Origin of the sequence: Sphingopyxis bauzanensis, from assembly GCF_002205675.1 — a bacterium.
In the GTDB taxonomy this organism is placed as follows: domain Bacteria; phylum Pseudomonadota; class Alphaproteobacteria; order Sphingomonadales; family Sphingomonadaceae; genus Sphingopyxis; species Sphingopyxis bauzanensis.
In genome coordinates, this window is sequence record NZ_NISK01000001.1 from 947,262 (window position 1) to 965,852 (window position 18,591).

General features: G+C 64.3%; 13 protein-coding genes. 11 read left to right on the forward strand and 2 right to left on the reverse strand.

What is annotated here, in order from left to right; all coding sequences use genetic code 11:
- The first annotated feature begins 3 nt into the window (after window positions 1-3).
- The 11 genes from CDQ92_RS04640 to CDQ92_RS04690 all read left to right on the forward strand — a co-directional run bounded on the left by CDQ92_RS04640 (window position 4) and on the right by CDQ92_RS04690 (window position 17,407).
- Window positions 4-996, forward strand: coding sequence for a dipeptide epimerase (locus tag CDQ92_RS04640; protein ID WP_229666998.1), 993 nt, complete (start codon window positions 4-6; stop codon window positions 994-996).
- Between the two features lie 88 nt (window positions 997-1,084).
- Window positions 1,085-2,227, forward strand: a complete 1,143-nt coding sequence (locus CDQ92_RS04645) for a dipeptidase (protein ID WP_088440166.1) — start codon at window positions 1,085-1,087, stop codon at window positions 2,225-2,227.
- 4 nt (window positions 2,228-2,231) lie between these two features.
- Window positions 2,232-4,418 (forward strand): TonB-dependent receptor, encoded by a 2,187-nt coding sequence (locus CDQ92_RS04650; RefSeq protein WP_088440167.1) that lies wholly within the window; start codon window positions 2,232-2,234, stop codon window positions 4,416-4,418.
- Window positions 4,419-4,438: 20 nt separating this feature from the next.
- Complete coding sequence (locus CDQ92_RS04655; protein ID WP_088440579.1) at window positions 4,439-5,479, forward strand: N-acetyltransferase DgcN family protein; 1,041 nt, start codon at window positions 4,439-4,441, stop codon at window positions 5,477-5,479.
- Window positions 5,476-6,612 carry a YkvI family membrane protein gene (locus CDQ92_RS04660; RefSeq protein ID WP_088440168.1) on the forward strand — a complete coding sequence of 379 codons (1,137 nt, stop codon included), beginning with the start codon at window positions 5,476-5,478 and terminating at the stop codon, window positions 6,610-6,612. Before CDQ92_RS04655 ends, CDQ92_RS04660 begins: the two co-directional genes overlap by 4 nt.
- Window positions 6,609-8,186 (forward strand): serine hydrolase, encoded by a 1,578-nt coding sequence (locus CDQ92_RS04665; protein WP_088440169.1) that lies wholly within the window; start codon window positions 6,609-6,611, stop codon window positions 8,184-8,186. The genes CDQ92_RS04660 and CDQ92_RS04665 overlap by 4 nt, the downstream gene beginning before the upstream one ends.
- Entirely contained in the window at window positions 8,183-9,361 is a 1,179-nt protein-coding gene (locus CDQ92_RS04670; RefSeq protein ID WP_088440170.1) for a dipeptidase, read from the forward strand. The genes CDQ92_RS04665 and CDQ92_RS04670 overlap by 4 nt, the downstream gene beginning before the upstream one ends.
- A 100-nt stretch (window positions 9,362-9,461) precedes the next feature.
- The gene (locus CDQ92_RS04675; protein WP_088440171.1) at window positions 9,462-10,073 is read left to right on the forward strand and encodes a TetR/AcrR family transcriptional regulator; all 612 of its coding nucleotides are present in this window, start codon (window positions 9,462-9,464) and stop codon (window positions 10,071-10,073) included.
- A gap of 259 nt (window positions 10,074-10,332) precedes the next feature.
- Complete coding sequence (locus tag CDQ92_RS04680; protein WP_088440172.1) at window positions 10,333-11,679, forward strand: PAS domain-containing protein; 1,347 nt, start codon at window positions 10,333-10,335, stop codon at window positions 11,677-11,679.
- Window positions 11,680-11,864: 185 nt separating this feature from the next.
- Window positions 11,865-16,550 carry an NAD-glutamate dehydrogenase gene (locus CDQ92_RS04685; protein ID WP_237246109.1) on the forward strand — a complete coding sequence of 1,562 codons (4,686 nt, stop codon included), beginning with the start codon at window positions 11,865-11,867 and terminating at the stop codon, window positions 16,548-16,550.
- Entirely contained in the window at window positions 16,550-17,407 is an 858-nt protein-coding gene (locus CDQ92_RS04690; protein ID WP_088440173.1) for an ATP-grasp domain-containing protein, read from the forward strand. The genes CDQ92_RS04685 and CDQ92_RS04690 overlap by 1 nt, the downstream gene beginning before the upstream one ends.
- On the opposite strand, the gene CDQ92_RS04695 is transcribed toward CDQ92_RS04690, so the two are convergent.
- Both CDQ92_RS04695 and phbB read right to left on the reverse strand, forming a co-directional pair.
- Window positions 17,404-17,640, reverse strand: a complete 237-nt coding sequence (locus CDQ92_RS04695; RefSeq protein ID WP_088440174.1) for a ribbon-helix-helix domain-containing protein — start codon at window positions 17,638-17,640, stop codon at window positions 17,404-17,406. The genes CDQ92_RS04690 and CDQ92_RS04695 overlap by 4 nt on opposite strands.
- Before the next feature lie 165 nt (window positions 17,641-17,805).
- Window positions 17,806-18,528 carry an acetoacetyl-CoA reductase gene (gene phbB / locus CDQ92_RS04700; protein WP_088440175.1) on the reverse strand — a complete coding sequence of 241 codons (723 nt, stop codon included), beginning with the start codon at window positions 18,526-18,528 and terminating at the stop codon, window positions 17,806-17,808.
- Between the last annotated feature and the right edge of the window lie 63 nt (window positions 18,529-18,591).

Consider the following 18,591-nt stretch of genomic DNA (forward strand, 5'->3'; position numbering starts at 1 on the left):
CAAATGACGCAAGAACTGACGCTCGACCTGCGGGTCGAGCGTTTTCCCTACCACCAGCCGTTCCGTATTTCGGGGCATGTCTTCACCGAAACCGCGCTGCTCGTCGCCGAACTGTCCGACGGCACCCATGTCGGGCGCGGCGAGGGGGCGGGGGTCTATTATCTGGGTGATGACATCGGCCATATGCTGGCCGAAGCGACGCGCGTCCGTAACGCAATCGAGCGCGGCGCAGCGCGCGCGGATTTGCAGCAATTGCTGCCGCCGGGCGGCGCACGCAATGCGCTCGACTGTGCCTATTGGGATCTGGAGGCGAAGCAGGCGGGACGGCCGGTGTGGGAGCTGGCGGGATTAAAGCCGCCGCGCGCGCTGCGTTCAACCTTGACGCTTGGCGCCGATAGTGCGGGCAATATGGCGAAGGCGGCGCTGGCGATCGATCCCGAGGCACCGATCAAGGTCAAGCTGACCGGTGATCTGAGTGACGACATCGCCCGTGTCGTCGCGATCCGCACTGCACGGCCGCATGCGTGGATCGGGGTCGATGCCAATCAGGGCTATGACATTGCCACGCTGGCGAAGTTGCTGCCGGTGCTGGTCGATACCAAGGTTGCGCAGCTTGAACAGCCGCTCAAGCGCGGGCGCGAAGCCGATCTCGACGGACTGAAACGTCCGCTGCCCTTTGTCGCCGACGAAAGCGCGGTGACGCTCGCCGACACCGCGACGCTCGTCGGGCGCTTCGATGTGGTCAACATCAAGCTCGATAAATGCGGCGGGCTGACCGAGGGGCTGGCGATCGCGCGGCAGGCTCGGAAACTCGGGCTCGAGGTGATGGTCGGCAACATGATGGGGACGAGCCTGTCGATGGCGCCGTCGTTCGTGTTGGGCCAGCTGTGCGACATCGTTGATCTCGATGGACCGACCTTCCTGGCGCGCGATCGGGTGCCGGCCGTCGAATATCGGGGCGGGATGATACATTGCCCCGCAGAAATTTGGGGATAGATGACAATTATATGTCCTATATGGGTTGACAATTTTCTGATTAGGACAATAGTCGTCATATTGTAACTTGGTTGAGAGGGAGGCTGGGATGACCGGGTCATTCGCAGTAACGCGCCGTGCGATCATCGCGGGCGCGGTCGGCGCCGCCTTGTCTGCGCCAATGGTGAACAAGGGAAGCTATGCGTTTGCCGCGGCGCCAGGGCGCGCCTATTCGCGCCGCGCAGTCGATCTGGTTGCCTCGTCGCTCGTCATCGACATGCTGGCGCCGCTCAAGATCACGCTGTCGGCCGACTATATCACCCACCGTTTGACCGATGCCGAGGCGGCCGAGTTCAAGGCCAGCGGCATCACCGGCTTTCACAACGCCTATGGTCTCGGCGGTCCCGGTGCAAAAGAGCAGGCGCTGACCTTTCTCGCGGGTTGGCAGGGCTTTGCCGGGCGCAATAGCCATGTGTTCACGCTGGTCGATGGCGTTGCCGATCTCGACCGCGCCAAGGCTGATAAGAAATGCGCGGTCATCATGGGCATCCAGAATGCTGAGCATTTCGAGAAGGTCGAGGATGTCGCGCTGTTCCGCCGCCTCGGCCTGCGCTGCGCGCAACTAACGTACAACAGCCAGAATTTAATCGGTTCGGGCAGCACCGAACGGATCGACGGCGGCGTGAGCGACTATGGCGCGGCGATCATCGCCGAGATGGAAAAGCAGCACATGCTCGTTGACGTCTCGCATTGCGGCGACCAGACAACGCTCGATGCCATCGCGATCGCCAAGGGGCCGATCGCGATCACCCACAGCAACGTGCGCGCACTGGTCGATCATCCGCGGGTCAAGACCGACGCAGCGATCAAGGCGCTTGCGGCCAAGGGCGGGGTGATGGGGATAACCGGCGTCCGCATGTTCGTAAGCACCACCGATCCGACCAATGTCGGGCATATGGCCGACCATATCGACCATGTCGCCAAGCTCGTCGGGATCGATCATGTCGGGATCGGATCGGACGCCGATTTGCATGGCTACGATGACATGAAGCCCGACGAATATGCGCTGCTCAAGGGCGCCTACAAGGGCAGCTACGCCTTTCGCGACAAGATCGACATCGACGGTTTCGACCATCCTTTGAAGGTCTTTGACCTGACCGAGGAACTGATCCGCCGAGGATATTCAAACGACAACATCACGGCCGTGTTAGGGGGCAATTTCCGCCGCCTGCTGGCGCAAGTCTGGGGGTAAGACAATGAACAAGGGACTTTATTTCGCGGCAAGCATGGCCGCATTGATCGCCGCAATGCCGGCGCAGGCGCAGGAACCGGGTGCGGTTGAGGCGGCGGGCGAAATCGTCGTCACCGCGCAAAAGCGCGTCCAGAATGTCCAGGACGTGCCGATCTCGATCGCCGTTGTGAATGGTGAAGAGCTGCAACAACAGGGGTCGGCATCGCTGGTCGACTATGCGGGTTACGTCCCCGGCATGAATGTCAGCAATAGCGGCACGCCCGGTCAGACGACGATCACGCTGCGCGGTGTCGCACCGCTGAACTCCAGCCAGACCGTCGGCATCTATCTCGACGACGCGCCAGTGGGCTCCAGCGCGATCTACAACCGCGCTGGGGCGTTCACGATCGACCTGATGCCCTATGACCTGGAACGGATCGAAGTGCTCAAGGGGCCGCAGGGCACGCTCTATGGCGCCAGCTCGATCGGCGGGCTGGTGAAATATGTCACCGTTCAGCCGAACACCAATGCGTTCAGCGTCAAGGCGGGGGTCGAAGGCTTCGCGATCAAAGGCGGTGACGGGCTTGGCTGGGGCGCGCAGGTGATGGTCAATGTGCCGATCGTGCAGGACAAGCTGGCGGTCAGCGGCAGCTTTGCCTGGCGCAGCACCCCGGGCTGGGTCGACAGCATCAACAATGCCGCGCTGAAGGATCAGAATGATTATGAACAGCGCGGCGGCCGTGCGGCGCTGCTGTGGACACCGACGCCCGAATTCAGCGTGAAGCTCGCCGGGATTTGGCAGTCGCTCGATTCCGACGGCAATGGTCTTTACGCCGCCGATCTGACCGGCGCGCGGCTCGGCGACGGACGTTCGTTCAACAATTTTGTCCCCGAATCTTACGACGTCGATCTCGACTATTATTCGGCAACGCTCGATTATGATTTCGGCGCGGCGACGCTGACCTCGGCGACGACTTACAGCAAGACGCAGAGCGCACAGGTGCAGGATGCGAGCTACGCCTTTGGCGTGCTCTTCCCATTCCTTACCAACCCCCCGATCGCGCCGGGCATCACGCCTTTCTTGCTTGATCTGGGCTTGAAAAAATGGACGCAGGAAGTGCGGCTTGCGTCGCCGAGTGGCGGACGGTTCGAATGGTTGATCGGCGGTTTCTTCACCGATGAAACGACCAGCAACGCGCAGTTGGTCCGCTCGTTCGACATGGCGGGCAATCCGATCCCCGGTCTTGATCCGCTGGCGATCGTCGGCCTGCCCGCGACTTACAAGGAATATGCGATTTTTGGCAACGGCACCTTCAAGCTCAGCGAGCACTTCGAAATCACCGGCGGCCTGCGCTGGGCCCGCAACAAGCAGTCCTTCCGCCAGATCAGCTCGGGCGCGATCGTGCCGCAGGCCGACGATCCCGGCAAATCGGCCGAAAGCGTGTTCACTTACTCGATCAGCCCGCAATTCCACATCAATGATGACGCGATGCTCTATGCGCGCCTCGCAACCGGTTATCGCCCCGGCGGACCGAACGTCATTGTTCCCAACGTCCCGCCGACGGTCGATGCCGACCGGATGAAGAACTATGAAATCGGGCTGAAGGCCGACTTTGCCGATCGTTTGGTTTCGGTCGATGTCGCGCTCTTCCTGATGGACTGGACCGACATCCAGGTTGTGCGTTCGTTCGGCGGCGTATCGGGCGGGGCGAACGGCGGCAAGGCGCGGAGCAAAGGGATCGAGGGCAGCTTTGCGCTACGTCCGACCCCCGGCCTGACGATCAGCGCCACCGGCAGCTACACCGACGCCACGCTCAGCGAGGATGTGCCCGACATCAGCGGCGCCGATGGCGACCGCCTGCCCGCCGTACCGAAGTTCAGCGGCGCGCTGCGCGCCGATTATGAATTCGAACTGGGCGGGGGCAACAAGGGCAGTTTTGGCGCCGGTGTCCGCCACGCCAGCAACCGCCTGTCGCTGGTCGAAAGCGATCCGCTAGTCGCTACGGCCAAGCCTTACACATCGGTCGATCTCAACGCCTCGATCACCTTCAACGATCATTGGACATTGCGCGCCTATGCTCGCAACCTGCTCGACAATCAGGGTGAGATGGCGCGCTCGACCTTCGCCAACGGGCTCAATCAGCCGAGCTTCCTTGGCATTTCGCCGCTCCAGCCGCGCACGGTGGGTGTCGCACTCGACCTGGCCTTTTGAGCGGATTGGAGTTGGAAACGATGAACGCGCCCACCGGCAGGCTGGAGAGCAGCCTGACCCTGCCGCAGCCCTATCTACTGTTCCTCGGCGACACGACCGAGGCGGGTTATGCCAAGACCGCCTTCGGTCTGGCCGACTGGGCGGCGGATCGCTGCGTTGGCGAGCTGGCGATCGGCGGCTGCACCGTCACCACCGGCCTGCCGCCGATGTCGCCCGCGCAGGCGCGGGCGGCGGGGGCGCGGTCGCTGGTGATCGGAGTGGCCAACCAGGGCGGGGTGATTGGCGACAGCTGGATCGCCGCGCTGGTCGAGGCGATGGAGGCGGGTCTCGACATCGTCAGCGGGCTGCACGTCCGGCTGGCGAGCCTGCCTGCGCTGGCCGAGGCGGCAAAGCGCACCGGGCAGCGGCTCATCGACGTGCGGACGCCGCCGCCGTCGATTCCGATCGGCAACGGCCGCAAGCGCAGCGGCAAACGGTTGCTGACCGTCGGCACCGACTGCGCGCTCGGCAAGAAATATACCGCGCTGGCGCTGCATCGCGCGTTCGTCGAACGCGGCATCGATGCCGACTTTCGCGCCACCGGACAGACGGGCATCATGATTGCAGGCGGCGGGATGCCGATGGACGCGGTCGTTTCGGATTTCGAGGCAGGAGCGGCGGAAATCCTCAGTCCCGATGCGCCTGCTGACCATTGGGATTTGATCGAGGGGCAGGGGTCGATCTTCAACCCGGCTTATGCCGCGGTATCGCTCGGTTTGCTGCACGGCAGCCAGCCCGATGTGTTTGTCGTGTGCCACGACCCGACGCGCAAGGTGATCCTGGGCATGGAGAGCTTTGCGCTGCCGTCGATCGAGGAGGTTATCGACCTGACGATCCGCCTCGGCAGCCGGACCAATCCGGCGATCCGCTGCGGCGGGGTCAGCCTCAACACGTCGAGCTATGACGCCGAAGCTGCCGAAGCGCTGATGGCGGGGGAGCGCCGGCGGCTCGGCCTGCCGGTCACCGATCCGATCCGCGGCGGCGCATCATTCGACGCGCTTGTCGAAAATATTCTCGCGTGAGTGTGGGCGAGACGGGGAGGAGGTCGAGCTGGTTCCAGCGCTTCCTGCTGCCCGGACTGGCGCTGAAAGCGGTGATCATCGGCGGCGGCTATGCCACTGGCCGCGAACTCGCCGAATATTTTGTGCCATCGGGTCCGTGGGGCGGGCTGTCAGCGATGCTGATGGCGACCTTGATCTGGAGCGTCGTCGCCGCGGTCACCTTCGCTCTGGCGCGCAAGATGAGCGCCTATGACTATCGTGCCTTTTTTCAGGGGCTGCTTGGCCCGGGATGGGTCGCGTTCGAGCTGGCCTATCTGATCTTCGTCATCCTGATCCTTGCCGTGTTCGGCGCCGCGGCCGGCGCGATCGGCGCCGCGACCTTTGGCTGGCCCGAACTTGCCGGTTCCATAGTGCTTGCGATCAGCATCATCGCTTTCACGGCGTTCGGCACCGACACCGTCGAGACATTGTTCAAATATGCCTCGATGCTGATCTATGCGGTTTATGCGCTGTTCTTGGTCTTCGCACTGAGCAGTTTCGGCGGTCTGATTGCTGTGGGGTTTGCCAATGCGCCGCCGCCGTCGGGCAATTGGGTTGCGGGCGGATTGACCTATGCCAGTTATAACATCGTCGGCGCGGTGATCATTCTGCCGGTGCTGCGCCACCTGACCAGCCAGCGCGATGCGGTGGTTGCGGGGATCATCGCCGGACCGCTGACGATGCTGCCCGCGATCCTGTTCTTTGTCGCGATGATGGCCTTTTATCCAGCGATCGGTGCCGAGACGCTGCCGTCCGATTTCCTGCTCCGCCAGATGGCAGTGCCGGGGTTCCACATCCTGTTCCAGCTGATGATTTTTGCCGCGTTGCTTGAAAGCGGGGTCGGCGCGATCCATGCGATCAACGAGCGGGTGTCGGGGGTCGTCGAAGCACGTGGTCGCCCGCCGCTCGGCACCAGCGCGCGCGCCGCGATCGGCGGCGTCATTTTAATCGGCTGCATGTACGTCGCGGCGCGCATTGGCCTCGTCGATCTGATCGCCAGCGGGTACCGTTTCCTCGCTTGGCTGTTCCTGATCGTCTTTGTCGCGCCCTTGCTGACCATCGGCGTCTGGCGCCTGTTGCGCCCTGCTCCCGTTCGAATGGAGACCGTCCCATGAAAGCCGTCCGCCTGCTTGCTCTCTCATTGATGCTGTCGGTTGCCGCACCCGCCTGGGCTGACCCGCCCACGGACATCGTCGAAACGGTCGAAACCTTGCGCCAGAAGATCGGCGCGCCCGGCGTATCGATCGCGATCGTCGAGGATGGCGAGACGACGCTCTCGCGCGGCTGGGGCGTCCGCAAGATTGGCGAGCGTGCGCCGGTCGACAAACAAACATTGTTCCAGACCGGATCGACCGGAAAGGCGATGACAGCGGCGGCGCTGGCGATCCTCGTCGACGAAGGCAAGATCGCATGGGACGATCCGGTCATCAAACATATGCCGTGGTTTCGCATGCATGACGCGTGGGTGACGCGCGAGATCACGATCCGCGACCTGCTCGTTCACCGCAGCGGGCTGGGGCTGGGGCAGGGCGATCTGATGTTCGTGCCGCGCACCAACCTCACGCGCAAGCAGACCGTGGAACGTGTCGCTTACCTCAAGCCGCAAACCAGTTTTCGCTCGGCTTATGCCTATGACAACATCCTCTATGCGGTCGCGGGGCAGTTGATCGAGGAGGTCACCGGCAAGACATGGGAAGTGTTCATGCGCGAACGCCTCCTGCGCCCCGGCGGGATGAAGGACGGGACGACCGACAGCGAGGACCGTTTCCGCATTCCCAACCGGTCATGGCCGCACGCGCGACTGTCGGGGCCGCTGCGCGGTCTCGGCCCGCAGCAGGCGCTGAACGAACGCGACGAGCTGGGCCGGAATGGTGCGCCCGCGGGCGGGCTCGCGCTGAGCGCCGACGACATGGCGGCGTGGCTCAAGATCCAGCTTGCGCACGGCGCGCTACCCAATAGCAAACGGCTCTTCAGCGAAGCGCAAGCCAAGCAAATGTGGGCACCCGTCACGCCGATGCCCATCTCTTCGCTCCCCGACAGTCTGAAACCTGCGCAGCCGAACCAGCAGGCCTATGCGCTGGGTTGGAACGTCCAGGATTATCGCGGCCACCGCATCATTCAACACGGCGGCGGGGTGTTCGGATCGATCACCCGCGTCGTGATGATCCCCGACAAAAATGTCGGCTTTGCGATCATGATGAACAGCGAGGACAGCGGCATGCTGCTTGGGCTGACCTATGAGCTCCTCGATCATTATCTCGATCAGCCGGATTTTGGCTGGATCGCCAAATGGGAGGATTGGTACCAATCGCGGCTCGCGGGCGGGGTCGAATATCTAAAACAGACGCAGGCCGCGCCGGTGAAGTCAGGACCGTCGCTGGCGCTGTCGGGCTATGCCGGGCGCTACCGCGATCCCTGGTATGGCGATGTCGTGATCGGGTCGGCGACAACCGGCCTGACGATCGACTTTACCTCGACACCGCGGATGGCGGGGCGGCTCAAACATTGGCAATATGACAGCTTCGTCACCGATTTCGACGATCCTGCCATCGAACCCGCTTATGTAACGTTCGCGCTCGATGCGGAGGGCAAGATCATCGGGGTGACAATGAAGGCGGTCAGCAAGATTGCCGATTTCAGCTGGGATTATCACGATCTCGACCTGAAGCCGGTGAAGGACAAGAAGTGAAGCACCTCGCAATCCTGCTGGCTGCCACCGCGCTATCCGCCTGTTCGACCGGCGAACAAGCGGCGAAAGCTCCCGAGGCACCGCTGCACAGCCGGATGCTCGTGCTCGACACGCACCTCGACACCCCGCTGCATTTCGAGCGGCAGGGGTGGAGCTTTGCCGACCGCCACGGCCTGATCGACGACATGGTCCAACTCGATATCCCGCGGATGAAGGACGGCAATCTCGATGGCGGTTTCTTTGTCATCTACACCGAGCAGGGCGCGCTCGACGCAAAAGGATATGCCGATGCCCTGGCGTTCGCCCGCGCGCGGTCGGACCTGATCGACGCGACGATCACCAAGCATGGCGATGCCATCGGTGCTGCGCGGACCGTCGCCGACGCCCGGACGCTGAGCAAGGCTGGTAAGCTCATCGCGTATAAGTCGATGGAAAACAGCTATCCGCTTGGCGAGGATGTCACGCTGCTCGCCGAGTTCCACCAAAAAGGCGTCCGCATGGCGGGGCCGGTGCATTCAAAGACCAACCAGTTCGCCGACAGCGCGACCGGAGAGGCGCGGTGGAAAGGCCTCAGCCCGCTCGGCAAGCAGTGGGTGGCCGAAATGAACCGGCTGGGCATCGTCATCGACGCCAGCCATGCGTCCGATGCCGCGTTCGATCAGCTGCTGGCGTTGTCGAAATATCCGATCATCCTGTCGCATTCGAGCCTGCGCTCAGCCAACGATCATCCGCGCAACCTGGATGAGGGGCGGCTGAAAGCACTGGCGGCGAAGGGCGGCGCGATGTGCATTTCGACGATCTTCATGTCGGATATGAACATGACCCCGGCGCGCGGCGAATTGTTCGGCCAATATGAGCGTATTGGCACCTTGTCGCCCGCGCAGCAGGCCGAGCTCAATCGCAAGTGGCGCGAACTCGACAAGACCGAGCCGCTGTGGGCGGCTGATTTCGAGCAATATATGGCAATGGTGCTGCGCGCGATCGAAGTCGGCGGCGTCGATCATATCTGCTTTGGCGCCGACTGGGACGGCGGCGGCGGGCTGGCCGGGATCGAGGATATTTCGGCGCTGCCCAAGGTTACCGAGCGCTTGAAGTCTGCGGGTTACTCCGACGCCGATATCGAAAAGATGTGGAGCGGCAATATCCTGAGGGTGCTGGCGGCGCAGCGCGGATAGCATTGCGATCCTGGGTTTGCGGCACTGCGGTTGAGGCTTTCGCACCCGCTTCCCGGGGAGACTGGACATTTGCCGCATCGCAATTTATATACCACCCGTTATGGAAATCGAAGCCGCCACCGTTTCAAAAGGTCGCCCGCGCGAGTTTTGCGTCGATGCCGCGCTGGCGGCGGCGCTGCGGGTCTTTTGGTCCAAGGGCTATGAGGGCGCGTCGATGGCTGACCTCACCGAAGCGATGGGGATCACCAAGCCCAGCCTTTACGCTGCGTTCGGCAACAAGGAGGCGCTGTTTAACAAGGCGCTCGACCTCTATGAGCGCGAAAAGACCGATTATATGCGCGCCGCGCTCGACGCGCCGACCGCGCGCGGGGTCGCCGAACGGCTGATGTACGGCGCGCTCGATATGTACAGCTGTCCCGAAAATCCCAATGGCTGTCTCGGCGTGATCAGCTCGGTCGCTTGCGGGGCCGAGGCCGAATGTATTCGCGAGGCCGTTGTGGCGCGCAGCGCGACGGCGAAGCAGGCGATGCTTGAGCGTTTTACGCGGGCGAAAGACGAGGGTGATTTTCCGGATGATGTCGATCCGGCCGGCCTCGCGGCTTTCTTGACTGCAATGAACCAGGGCATGGCGGTGCAGGCGGGGGCGGGTGCGACGCGCGCCGAGCTCGAGCGGCTCGTCGAAACCGGACTGAAGCTCTGGCCCGGGCGCTAGAAGATTAAGTTTACTGAACGGTACAGAATGCGCTTGACCCAGCGCACACACTTTGTATACTTACCGGTACATAAACTGGCTCTCCCCCCGGACCGGCCGCCGCGTGACGAAGATCGCGCGGCGGCCGGAACCCTTTGCATGCGCCAAGCGACACCCGTTGTGGCACCGCCGATGCCGCGCCTATCTTTGCCATCGTTTACGCGGCTTTTACCACTTCTGGTGCATGACATCCCCCGATGTGTTTGGCTGGGGATAAATGATGGACAGCATGCGCGGACTGCTTTCGGGCAGCCACGACCAGGACGACGGGGCAATCGATCCGCCCGCGTCGGTCGGTGCCGACGAGCGGCGGATGCAGGTGCGCGCCTATAATTACTGGGCGTCGCTGCTTTCCGATCGCGCTTATCCGTCGGTCGAAGACCTCGATCTGGAGCGCGCGGATTTCGGGTCTCATTCGGTGCTGCTCGACTTCACTGCCGGAGTCGAGAATCCCGGTATCGCCTTTGTCGGCGACCGGCTGCGCGAAGAATCGCAGATCGACGAGGATGTCCATTACATCAGCCAGATTCCCGGCCGCTCGCTGCTGTCGCGGCTGACCGACCATTATCTTCAGATCATCGCCAACCGCGCCCCGATCGGCTTTGAGGCCGAATTCGTCAACGATCGCGGCGTCACCATCATGTATCGTGGCATCTTGCTGCCCTTTTCGTCCGACGACGACACGATCGATTTCATCATGGGCGTGATCAACTGGAAAGAAGCGGCGCCTGCCGATCAGGCCGCCGAATTGTTGCTGTCGGTTGAACAGGCGCTGCGCAGCGCCGCGCCGCTGACCGCGCCGGTGCCGGTGTGGGCCGACGGTCCCGACAGCGAACATCTTGACGATGACGGCGATGGGGATGCGACCCCCGGCTTTGGCGCTTTGATCGACAATAGCGACGTGCCGATCGTCGCCGCGCCCAATGCCGACGAGGTGTTTGAGAACGACCGCGACCCCGGCGCCGACGCCGAACTCGCCGACTGGCTCGCGCTCGCGCGCGAAACCGCCGAGCGCGCGATTGCCGCCGACAGTCGCAGCCGCGGCGCGCTGTATCAGGCGGTCGCTAAAGCATGGGATTTCGCGCTGGTCGCAGAGCAGCAGCCCGGCGCCTTTGCCGCCCTGCTCGACGATGCCGGACTTGCGGTGCAGGACCGCGCCCCGATGACGCCGGTCGTAAAGCTGGTGTTCGGCGCGACTTATGACAAAACCCGCCTTGCCGAATATGCCTGTGTACTGGGCCATGCCAAGGATGAAGGCATCGGCCGCGGCGAACTCGCCGCTTATCTCGACTGCTATCCGGGCGGCCTCAAAGGCTTGGTCAAGGACGCGCGCGCGCGTCGTAAACCCGAGCGTGATACCGAGCCGAAAGCCGACGAAAACCTCGCCGCTTTGCGCACCGCGCATCCGGCGATCATCCTCGAGCATGACGCAGGTGACGCCGAATTTGTCGTGCTGATCGCGCGCGCGATGCCGGGCGGGCATATCGGCATCGTCGCCAAAGCGGCGGATGATCCGGCGCTGATCGCCAAGCTGGCGCGCAAGGCGGTGCCGATTACAGGCGGCTAACGGCGCTTGCGCAACAGTCGATCCGAAACGTGAAATATTTTAACGTGGGCGCGCGAACGAGGTCTTGAGCCGCGCGCGCCACAGGCGCATAGGGTGGGGAGCGAACGGGCCCCCGCCGATCGTCGGCAGGGATCCCCATCTTTTGGTTCGGGATGCTGCACTTTATGCCTCAAAATTCGTCCGACATGCCGGAAACGGACACGCCCACCGCCACCACCGCCAAAGTCCCCGCCAAAATTGCCGCCGCCTATCTGGCGGCGCTGCATGGCAGCGCGCTGCCGGGCGAGGGTGACGATATGGACAAGGCGGCGCTGGCCGACGCCAGCCAGTTCGCCGGGCGCGCTTCGCTCGACCGCACTGCCGACACCCCGTCGCTGCTGCTCGAACCAATGGCCGCCGACGGCACCGACCGCCGCATGCGGCTCGTCATCGTCAACGACGACATGCCCTTCCTCGTCGATTCGACCTCGCAGATGGTCGCGGCGCAGGGGCTTGCCGTTCACCGCATCCTCCACCCTGTCGTCGCCGTGAAGCGCGATGCCAAGGGACAACTGCTCGAAGCGGGTGAAGGACCGGCGCGCGAGTCGGTGATCTATATGGAGCTGGAGCGCGGCGACGCCCGCGCCCGCCGCCGCCTGCTCGACGCACTCGAAGCGGCGCTACGCGATGTCCGCGCCGCGGTGCGCGACTGGCGTGCGATGCGCGCCGCGATGCTCGCCGATGCCGCGATGCGCGTCGACGGCGAGGCGGCCGAACTGCTCCGGTGGTTCGAAGGCGGGGCGATGACCCAGCTCGGCCATGAATGGCGCACCCGCGACGGCAAGGTGCAGGATCCGCTCGGGGTCAGCGAAAGCAGCGAGAGCCAGCTCTTGTCCCCCGCCGCACTAGATGCGGCGTTCGCCTGGTTCGATGGCGGTGGCCAGGCGCCGCTTCTCATCAAGTCGAACCGACTGTCGGCGGTCCATCGCCGCGTCCTGCTCGACCTTGTCATTGTTCCCGAAATGAAGGGCAAAAAGGTCGACCGCCTGTCGATCCACGCCGGTCTGTGGACCAGCGCGGCGCTGTCGGCGCGCCCCGACAAGGTGCCCGTGCTGCGCGCGCAGCTCGACGCGCTGATGACCAAATTCGGCTTTGATCCCGCGGGTCATGCCGGCAAGGCGCTCGCGCACGCGCTTACCGCGCTGCCGCACGACCTGTTGATCGCCTTCGACGCGGCGTCGCTCGAAGCGCTGGTGCTGACGTCGATGTCGATCACCGACCGCCCGCGCCCGAAACTGGTGACGGTGCGCAGCGCCCTTGGCCGCCATCTGTTCGTGTTCGTCTGGCTGCCGCGTGACGAGGTGTCGACCGGTCGCCGCATCGCGGTCGAAGCGATGCTGGTGCGCGAGGCGAAAGCCGGTGTGATCGGCTGGACGATGGTACTCGAAGACGGCGGCGCGGCTCTGCTGCGCTACACGCTCGACCTGCGCAGCGGCGGGGTCGTTCCCGACACCGACGCGCTCAATACCCAGCTCGAACAGATGGTGCGCGGCTGGCAGCCCGAGGTCGAAGCGGCGCTGGCGAAGCGCGGCGATCCCGGACGCGCCGCGGCGCTCGCGGCACGCTTTGCCCCGACGTTCCCGCCCAATTACCGCAACCTCTATAATCCCGAGGAAGCCGCGCGCGATATCCTGCGCCTGCGCGATCTCGACGCCGAAAATCCGCGCAGCGTGCGGCTGGCGAAGAAGAGCCTCGATGGCGACGACCGGCTGCGGCTGAAAGTGTACAGCGCCGTGGGGCCGCTCGCCTTGTCCGACGTTGTTCCTGCGCTTGAACATTTCGGTTTCGAAGTGCTCGAAGAAATCCCGACCGCGCTCGGCCAGAGCCGTGCGCCGGGGATGGAGGCCGACGACGAACAGCCGATCGTCATCCACGATTTCACGCTGCGCCTGCCCGCCAATGTCGATGAACTTGCGCTGCTGCCCTACGCCGAAGTGATCGAAGGCGCGATCGCCGCGGTGCTCGGCGGAAAGGCCGAGAATGACGCGTTCAACGAACTGGTGCTGACCAACCAGACCGATCCGCGCGCCATCGTGTGGCTGCGCGCCTGGTTCCGTTACCTGCGTCAGGGCGGCTCGGCCTATGGCATGGACACGGTTGTCAGCGCGCTCCGCCATGCGCCCGCGCTCACCGGGGCGCTGATCGAGCGCTTCCGCGCCCTCCACGATCCCAAGGCACGCGATGCGAAGCGCGCCGAAGCGCTGGAAGCCGACATTCTTGCGGGCTTTGCCGACATCAAATCAATCGACGAGGATCGCATCCTCCGCCTGTTCCATGCCGTGATCGGCGCGACGCTGCGCACCAATGCCTTTGCTCCCGCGGCAGCGGAAGCGCTGGCGTTCAAGATCGATAGCAGCAAAGTCCCGGGCCTGCCCAAACCGCTACCGTGGCGCGAAGTGTGGGTCTACTCGCCGCGCGTCGAGGGCATTCACCTGCGCGCTGGTCCGGTCGCGCGCGGCGGCCTCCGCTGGTCCGATCGCCGCGACGACTTCCGTACCGAGATCCTCGGGCTGATGAAGGCGCAGCGCGTCAAGAATGCCGTCATCGTGCCGACCGGCGCGAAAGGCGGTTTCTATCCCAAGGCGCTGCCCGACGTGTCGCTCGACCGCGATGCGTGGTTTGCCGAGGGCACCGAATGCTACCGCATCTTCATCCGCTCCTTGCTGTCGATCACCGACAATCTGGTCGCGGGCAAAGTCGTGCATCCCAAGGGCGTCGTGATCCACGACGGCGACGATGCCTATTTCGTCGTCGCCGCCGACAAGGGCACCGCGACCTTCTCCGACGTCGCCAATGCGCTCGCGATGGAACGCGATTTCTGGCTCGGCGATGCGTTCGCGAGCGGTGGGTCGAACGGCTATGACCACAAGGCGATGGGCATCACCGCCAAGGGCGCGTGGCTGTCGGTTCAGCGCCACTTCGCCGAAATGAGCATCGATGTGCAGAGCGACACGATCCGCGTCGTCGGCTGCGGCGATATGTCGGGTGACGTGTTCGGCAATGGCATGCTGCTGTCGAAAGCAATCCAGTTGGTCGCGGCATTCGACCATCGCCACATCTTCCTCGACCCCAATCCCGATCCGGCGAAAAGCTGGAGAGAACGCGAGCGGATGTTCAACCTGCCGCGCTCATCCTGGGCAGATTATAACGCCAAGCTGATCTCGAAGGGCGGCGGCATCTTTCCGCGCAGCCAGAAAAGCATCCCCTTGAGCTCCGAAGTCCAGGCGCTGCTCGGGCTGTCGGTAGCCGAAATCGACCCCGGTTCGCTGATCTCGGCGATCCTGAAGGCGCCCGCCGATCTGCTGTGGTTCGGCGGCATCGGTACCTATGTGAAGGCGGCGAGCCAGAATAATGCCGAGGTCGGCGATCCAGCCAACGACGCGCTGCGCGTCGATGCGGAGGATCTGCGCGTGAAAGCGGTGGGCGAGGGCGCGAACCTGGGCACCACGCAGGCCGCACGCATCGCTTTTTCGGCGAAGGGCGGACGGATCAACACCGACTTCATCGACAACAGCGCCGGCGTCGATTGTTCGGATAATGAGGTCAATATCAAGATCGCACTGAACCGCGAGATGGCCGAAGGACGGCTGGCGCAAGAGACGCGCGACGCGCTGCTCGTGCGGATGACCGACGATGTCGCCGAACTGGTGCTCGAGGATAACCGCCTTCAGGCGCTGGCGCTGTCGATCGCTGAAAAAGGCGGCTCTGCGGCGGTGGCTTCCTATGTCCGGCTGATGGAGACGTTCGAGGCGTCGGGCCGGCTCGATCGCAAGGTCGAAGGTCTGGCGGCGAACGACGAGCTGCTCCGCCGCGCCGCCGAAGGGCGTGGGCTGACGCGTCCCGAACTCGCGGTACTGTTGTCGACCGCCAAGCTCGCGTTGCAGGAAGCGATCGAGAAGAGCAGCCTGCCCGACGATCCGGCGCTGGCAAGCGACCTTGCGGCGGCGTTTCCGGCCGAAATGCAGCGCAATTTTGCGGCGGCGATCGCCGATCACCAGCTGCGCCGCGAAATCATTGCGACGAAGATCGCCAACCGGATCATCAACCGCATGGGCATCGTCCATCCGTTCGAACTGGTCGAGGAAGAGGGCTGCGCGCTCGGTGATATCGCTGCAGCATTTGTCGCGGTCGAGCGCCTGCTCGGCATGCCCGCGATCTGGACCGCGCTGGACGATGCCAAGATTGCTGAGAGCGTGCGCTTGTCGCTATTTGCCCAAGCGGCGTCGGCGATGACCTCCCAGATGGCCGATCTGCTGCGCGTGACGCAGACCTTGTCGCAGGCCGGGCCGGTCGTCGCGCGGCTCGAACCCGGGGTCGATCGCCTCAATGCCAGCGTCGACGGACTGCTCAGCCCCTCGGTCAAGCGACAGTGGGACATGCTGACCCAGCAATTGCTCGACGCCGGCGCGCCCGAGGCGCTGACCGAGGCGGTCGTCCGTCTGTTCAAGACCGACGGCGCGATCGGCATCGTCGACCTGGCCGAACGGCGCGGCGACGACGAGGTCGCGGTAACCAGCGCCTTCACCCATTTGGGCGAAGCGCTCGGGCTCGACTGGGCGCAGACGCTGGCGGCGCATATGAGCCCCGGCGATCCGTGGGAACGCCTGCTGGTCAACAGCCTGGCGCGCGATTTCCAGCAGATGCGGCTGGGCTTCCTCGCGGGGCTTCCCAAGGGCGACCTCGACGCGGCGGTGACCAAATGGCTCGCCGACCATGCCCCGCGCGTCGAACAGTTCCGCACGACGGTTGAGCGTGCGCGGACGATCCCGAACCCCAACGGCGCGATGCTGTCGCACATTGCGGGGCAGGCGCGCGGGCTTTTGGGGAGGTAATGCCTTTCCAGCCCCGCGTCGTGATGCTCGTGCCGGCGCCCAACTATACCGAAAACTGGCAGCCTGCCTTAGCCCGCAAGGTGGCGGCGCTGACCGGCGCCGGGCTGATCGTCGAACAGCGCGTGTGGACCGACCCGGGCGACCTGTCGGGCTATGACCTGATCCTGCCGCTCTTTGCCTGGGGGTATCAGCGCGATGTCGAAGCTTGGTACGCGCTGCTTGACCGGCTGGAGACCGAGGAATTGCCGGTCGCCAATCCGGTGCCGGTACTGCGCTGGAACAGCGACAAAGCGTACCTATCCGACCTCGGCACCAAGGGTGTCGCGGTGGTGCCGACGGTCGAGGTTGCGGCGCTGGACGATGCCAGCCTCAGCAATGCCCGCGCCAAACTTGGCGTCGAGGAAGTCGTGATCAAACCCGCGATTTCGGGCGGCGCCGACGGCACTCACCGCATCGCGGCGCTCGGCGCGATTTCGCTCGACGCACTCGGCCAGCGCCGCCTCGTCCAGCCGCTGATGCCCGGCATCCTGACCGATGGCGAATATTCGCTGTTCTTCTTCGCGGGCAATTTCAGCCACGCCATCGTCAAACGGCCCGCGGCGGGCGACTTTCGTGTCCAGGAACAATTTGGCGGGCGCGAGTCGGGGTGGGATGCGAGTGCCGATGCGCAAGCGCTGGCAGAAGCGGCACTGGCTGCGGCTCCCGCACCGCCAGTTTACGCGCGCGTTGATATGGTCGGCGACGCAGCAGGCAAGCTCCACATCATGGAACTCGAACTGATCGAACCCTCGCTGTTCCTGCATCATGCCCCCGACAAGGGGGCGGCGTTCGGGCATGCGGTGTACGCCGCGATCTAATCGGCGATCCGCCGCCGCCACAACCATTGCCGGATCGCCGAGGTCAGGTTCGGCGGATCGTCGGCCTCCATCCGCGCGACGTCGATCCGCGCGACGAGCGCGTTGACGGGCAGCGCCTGCCGCGCCGCCTCGGCCTCCAGCGCGTCCCAGAACAGCGGCTCGAGGCTGATCGAGGTCGGGTGACCGGCGATGGTGACCGAGCGTTTGACGGGAGGGTGCAAGGGCGGGGTCATCGATCGGGGCTCCAGTGGCGACGGCAAAGCCGTCGCCTGCCGTCAGACGAGTTCGGCGATCTTTTGGGATCGCCGCCCCGCTGGCCGTGCCGGGCCGTGGCTGCGTCACCGGTTGCAAGCTCGCCGTTTGCTGACGCGAACGCCATCGCTAGCGCCCTCGGCCCGTCAATACATATGTTGCCCGCCATTGATCGACATCGTCGACCCGGTCACAAATCCGGCATCCTCGCTGCACAGGAACGCGACGCCGCGCGCGATTTCATCGGCCTGGCCCAGCCGCCCTACCGGGATCTTGGCGACAATTTTTTCCAACACCTGCGGCGGCACCGCGGCGACCATGTCGGTGTCGATATAGCCTGGCGCGATCGCGTTGACGGTCACGCCCTTCTTGGCGCCTTCCTGCGCCAGCGCTTTCGTAAAGCCGTGGATGCCCGATTTCGCCGCGGCATAATTGACCTGGCCGTACTGGCCTGCCTGTCCGTTGATCGACCCGATGTTGACGATCCGGCCCCAGCCGCGCTCGACCATGCCGCCAAACGTCGCCTTCGCCATGTTGAAACAGCCGCCCAGATTGACGCGCATCACATCGTCCCAATCGTCGTAGCTCATTCGAGCGAGCGTGCCGTCGCGGGTGATCCCGGCGTTGTTGACGACGATGTCGACCGGGCCAAATTCCTCGGCAATCCGCGCGCAGCTATCGAGGCACGCCTGATGGTCGCCGACGTCCCATTTCCTCGCGGCGATGCCGGTGCGGTCGGTGAACGCCTTCGCCTTTTCGTCATTGCCGCCATAGTTGGCGACGACGGTGACGCCCTGTTCCTGCAATTTAAGGCTGATCGCCTCCCCGATACCCCGGCTGCCGCCGGTGACGATTGCTACGCGTGCCATGAATCAAGCTCTCCCACACAGTTATGGTGCCAGACTAGGGCGCGGGGCGAGGCGTCGCAAGTT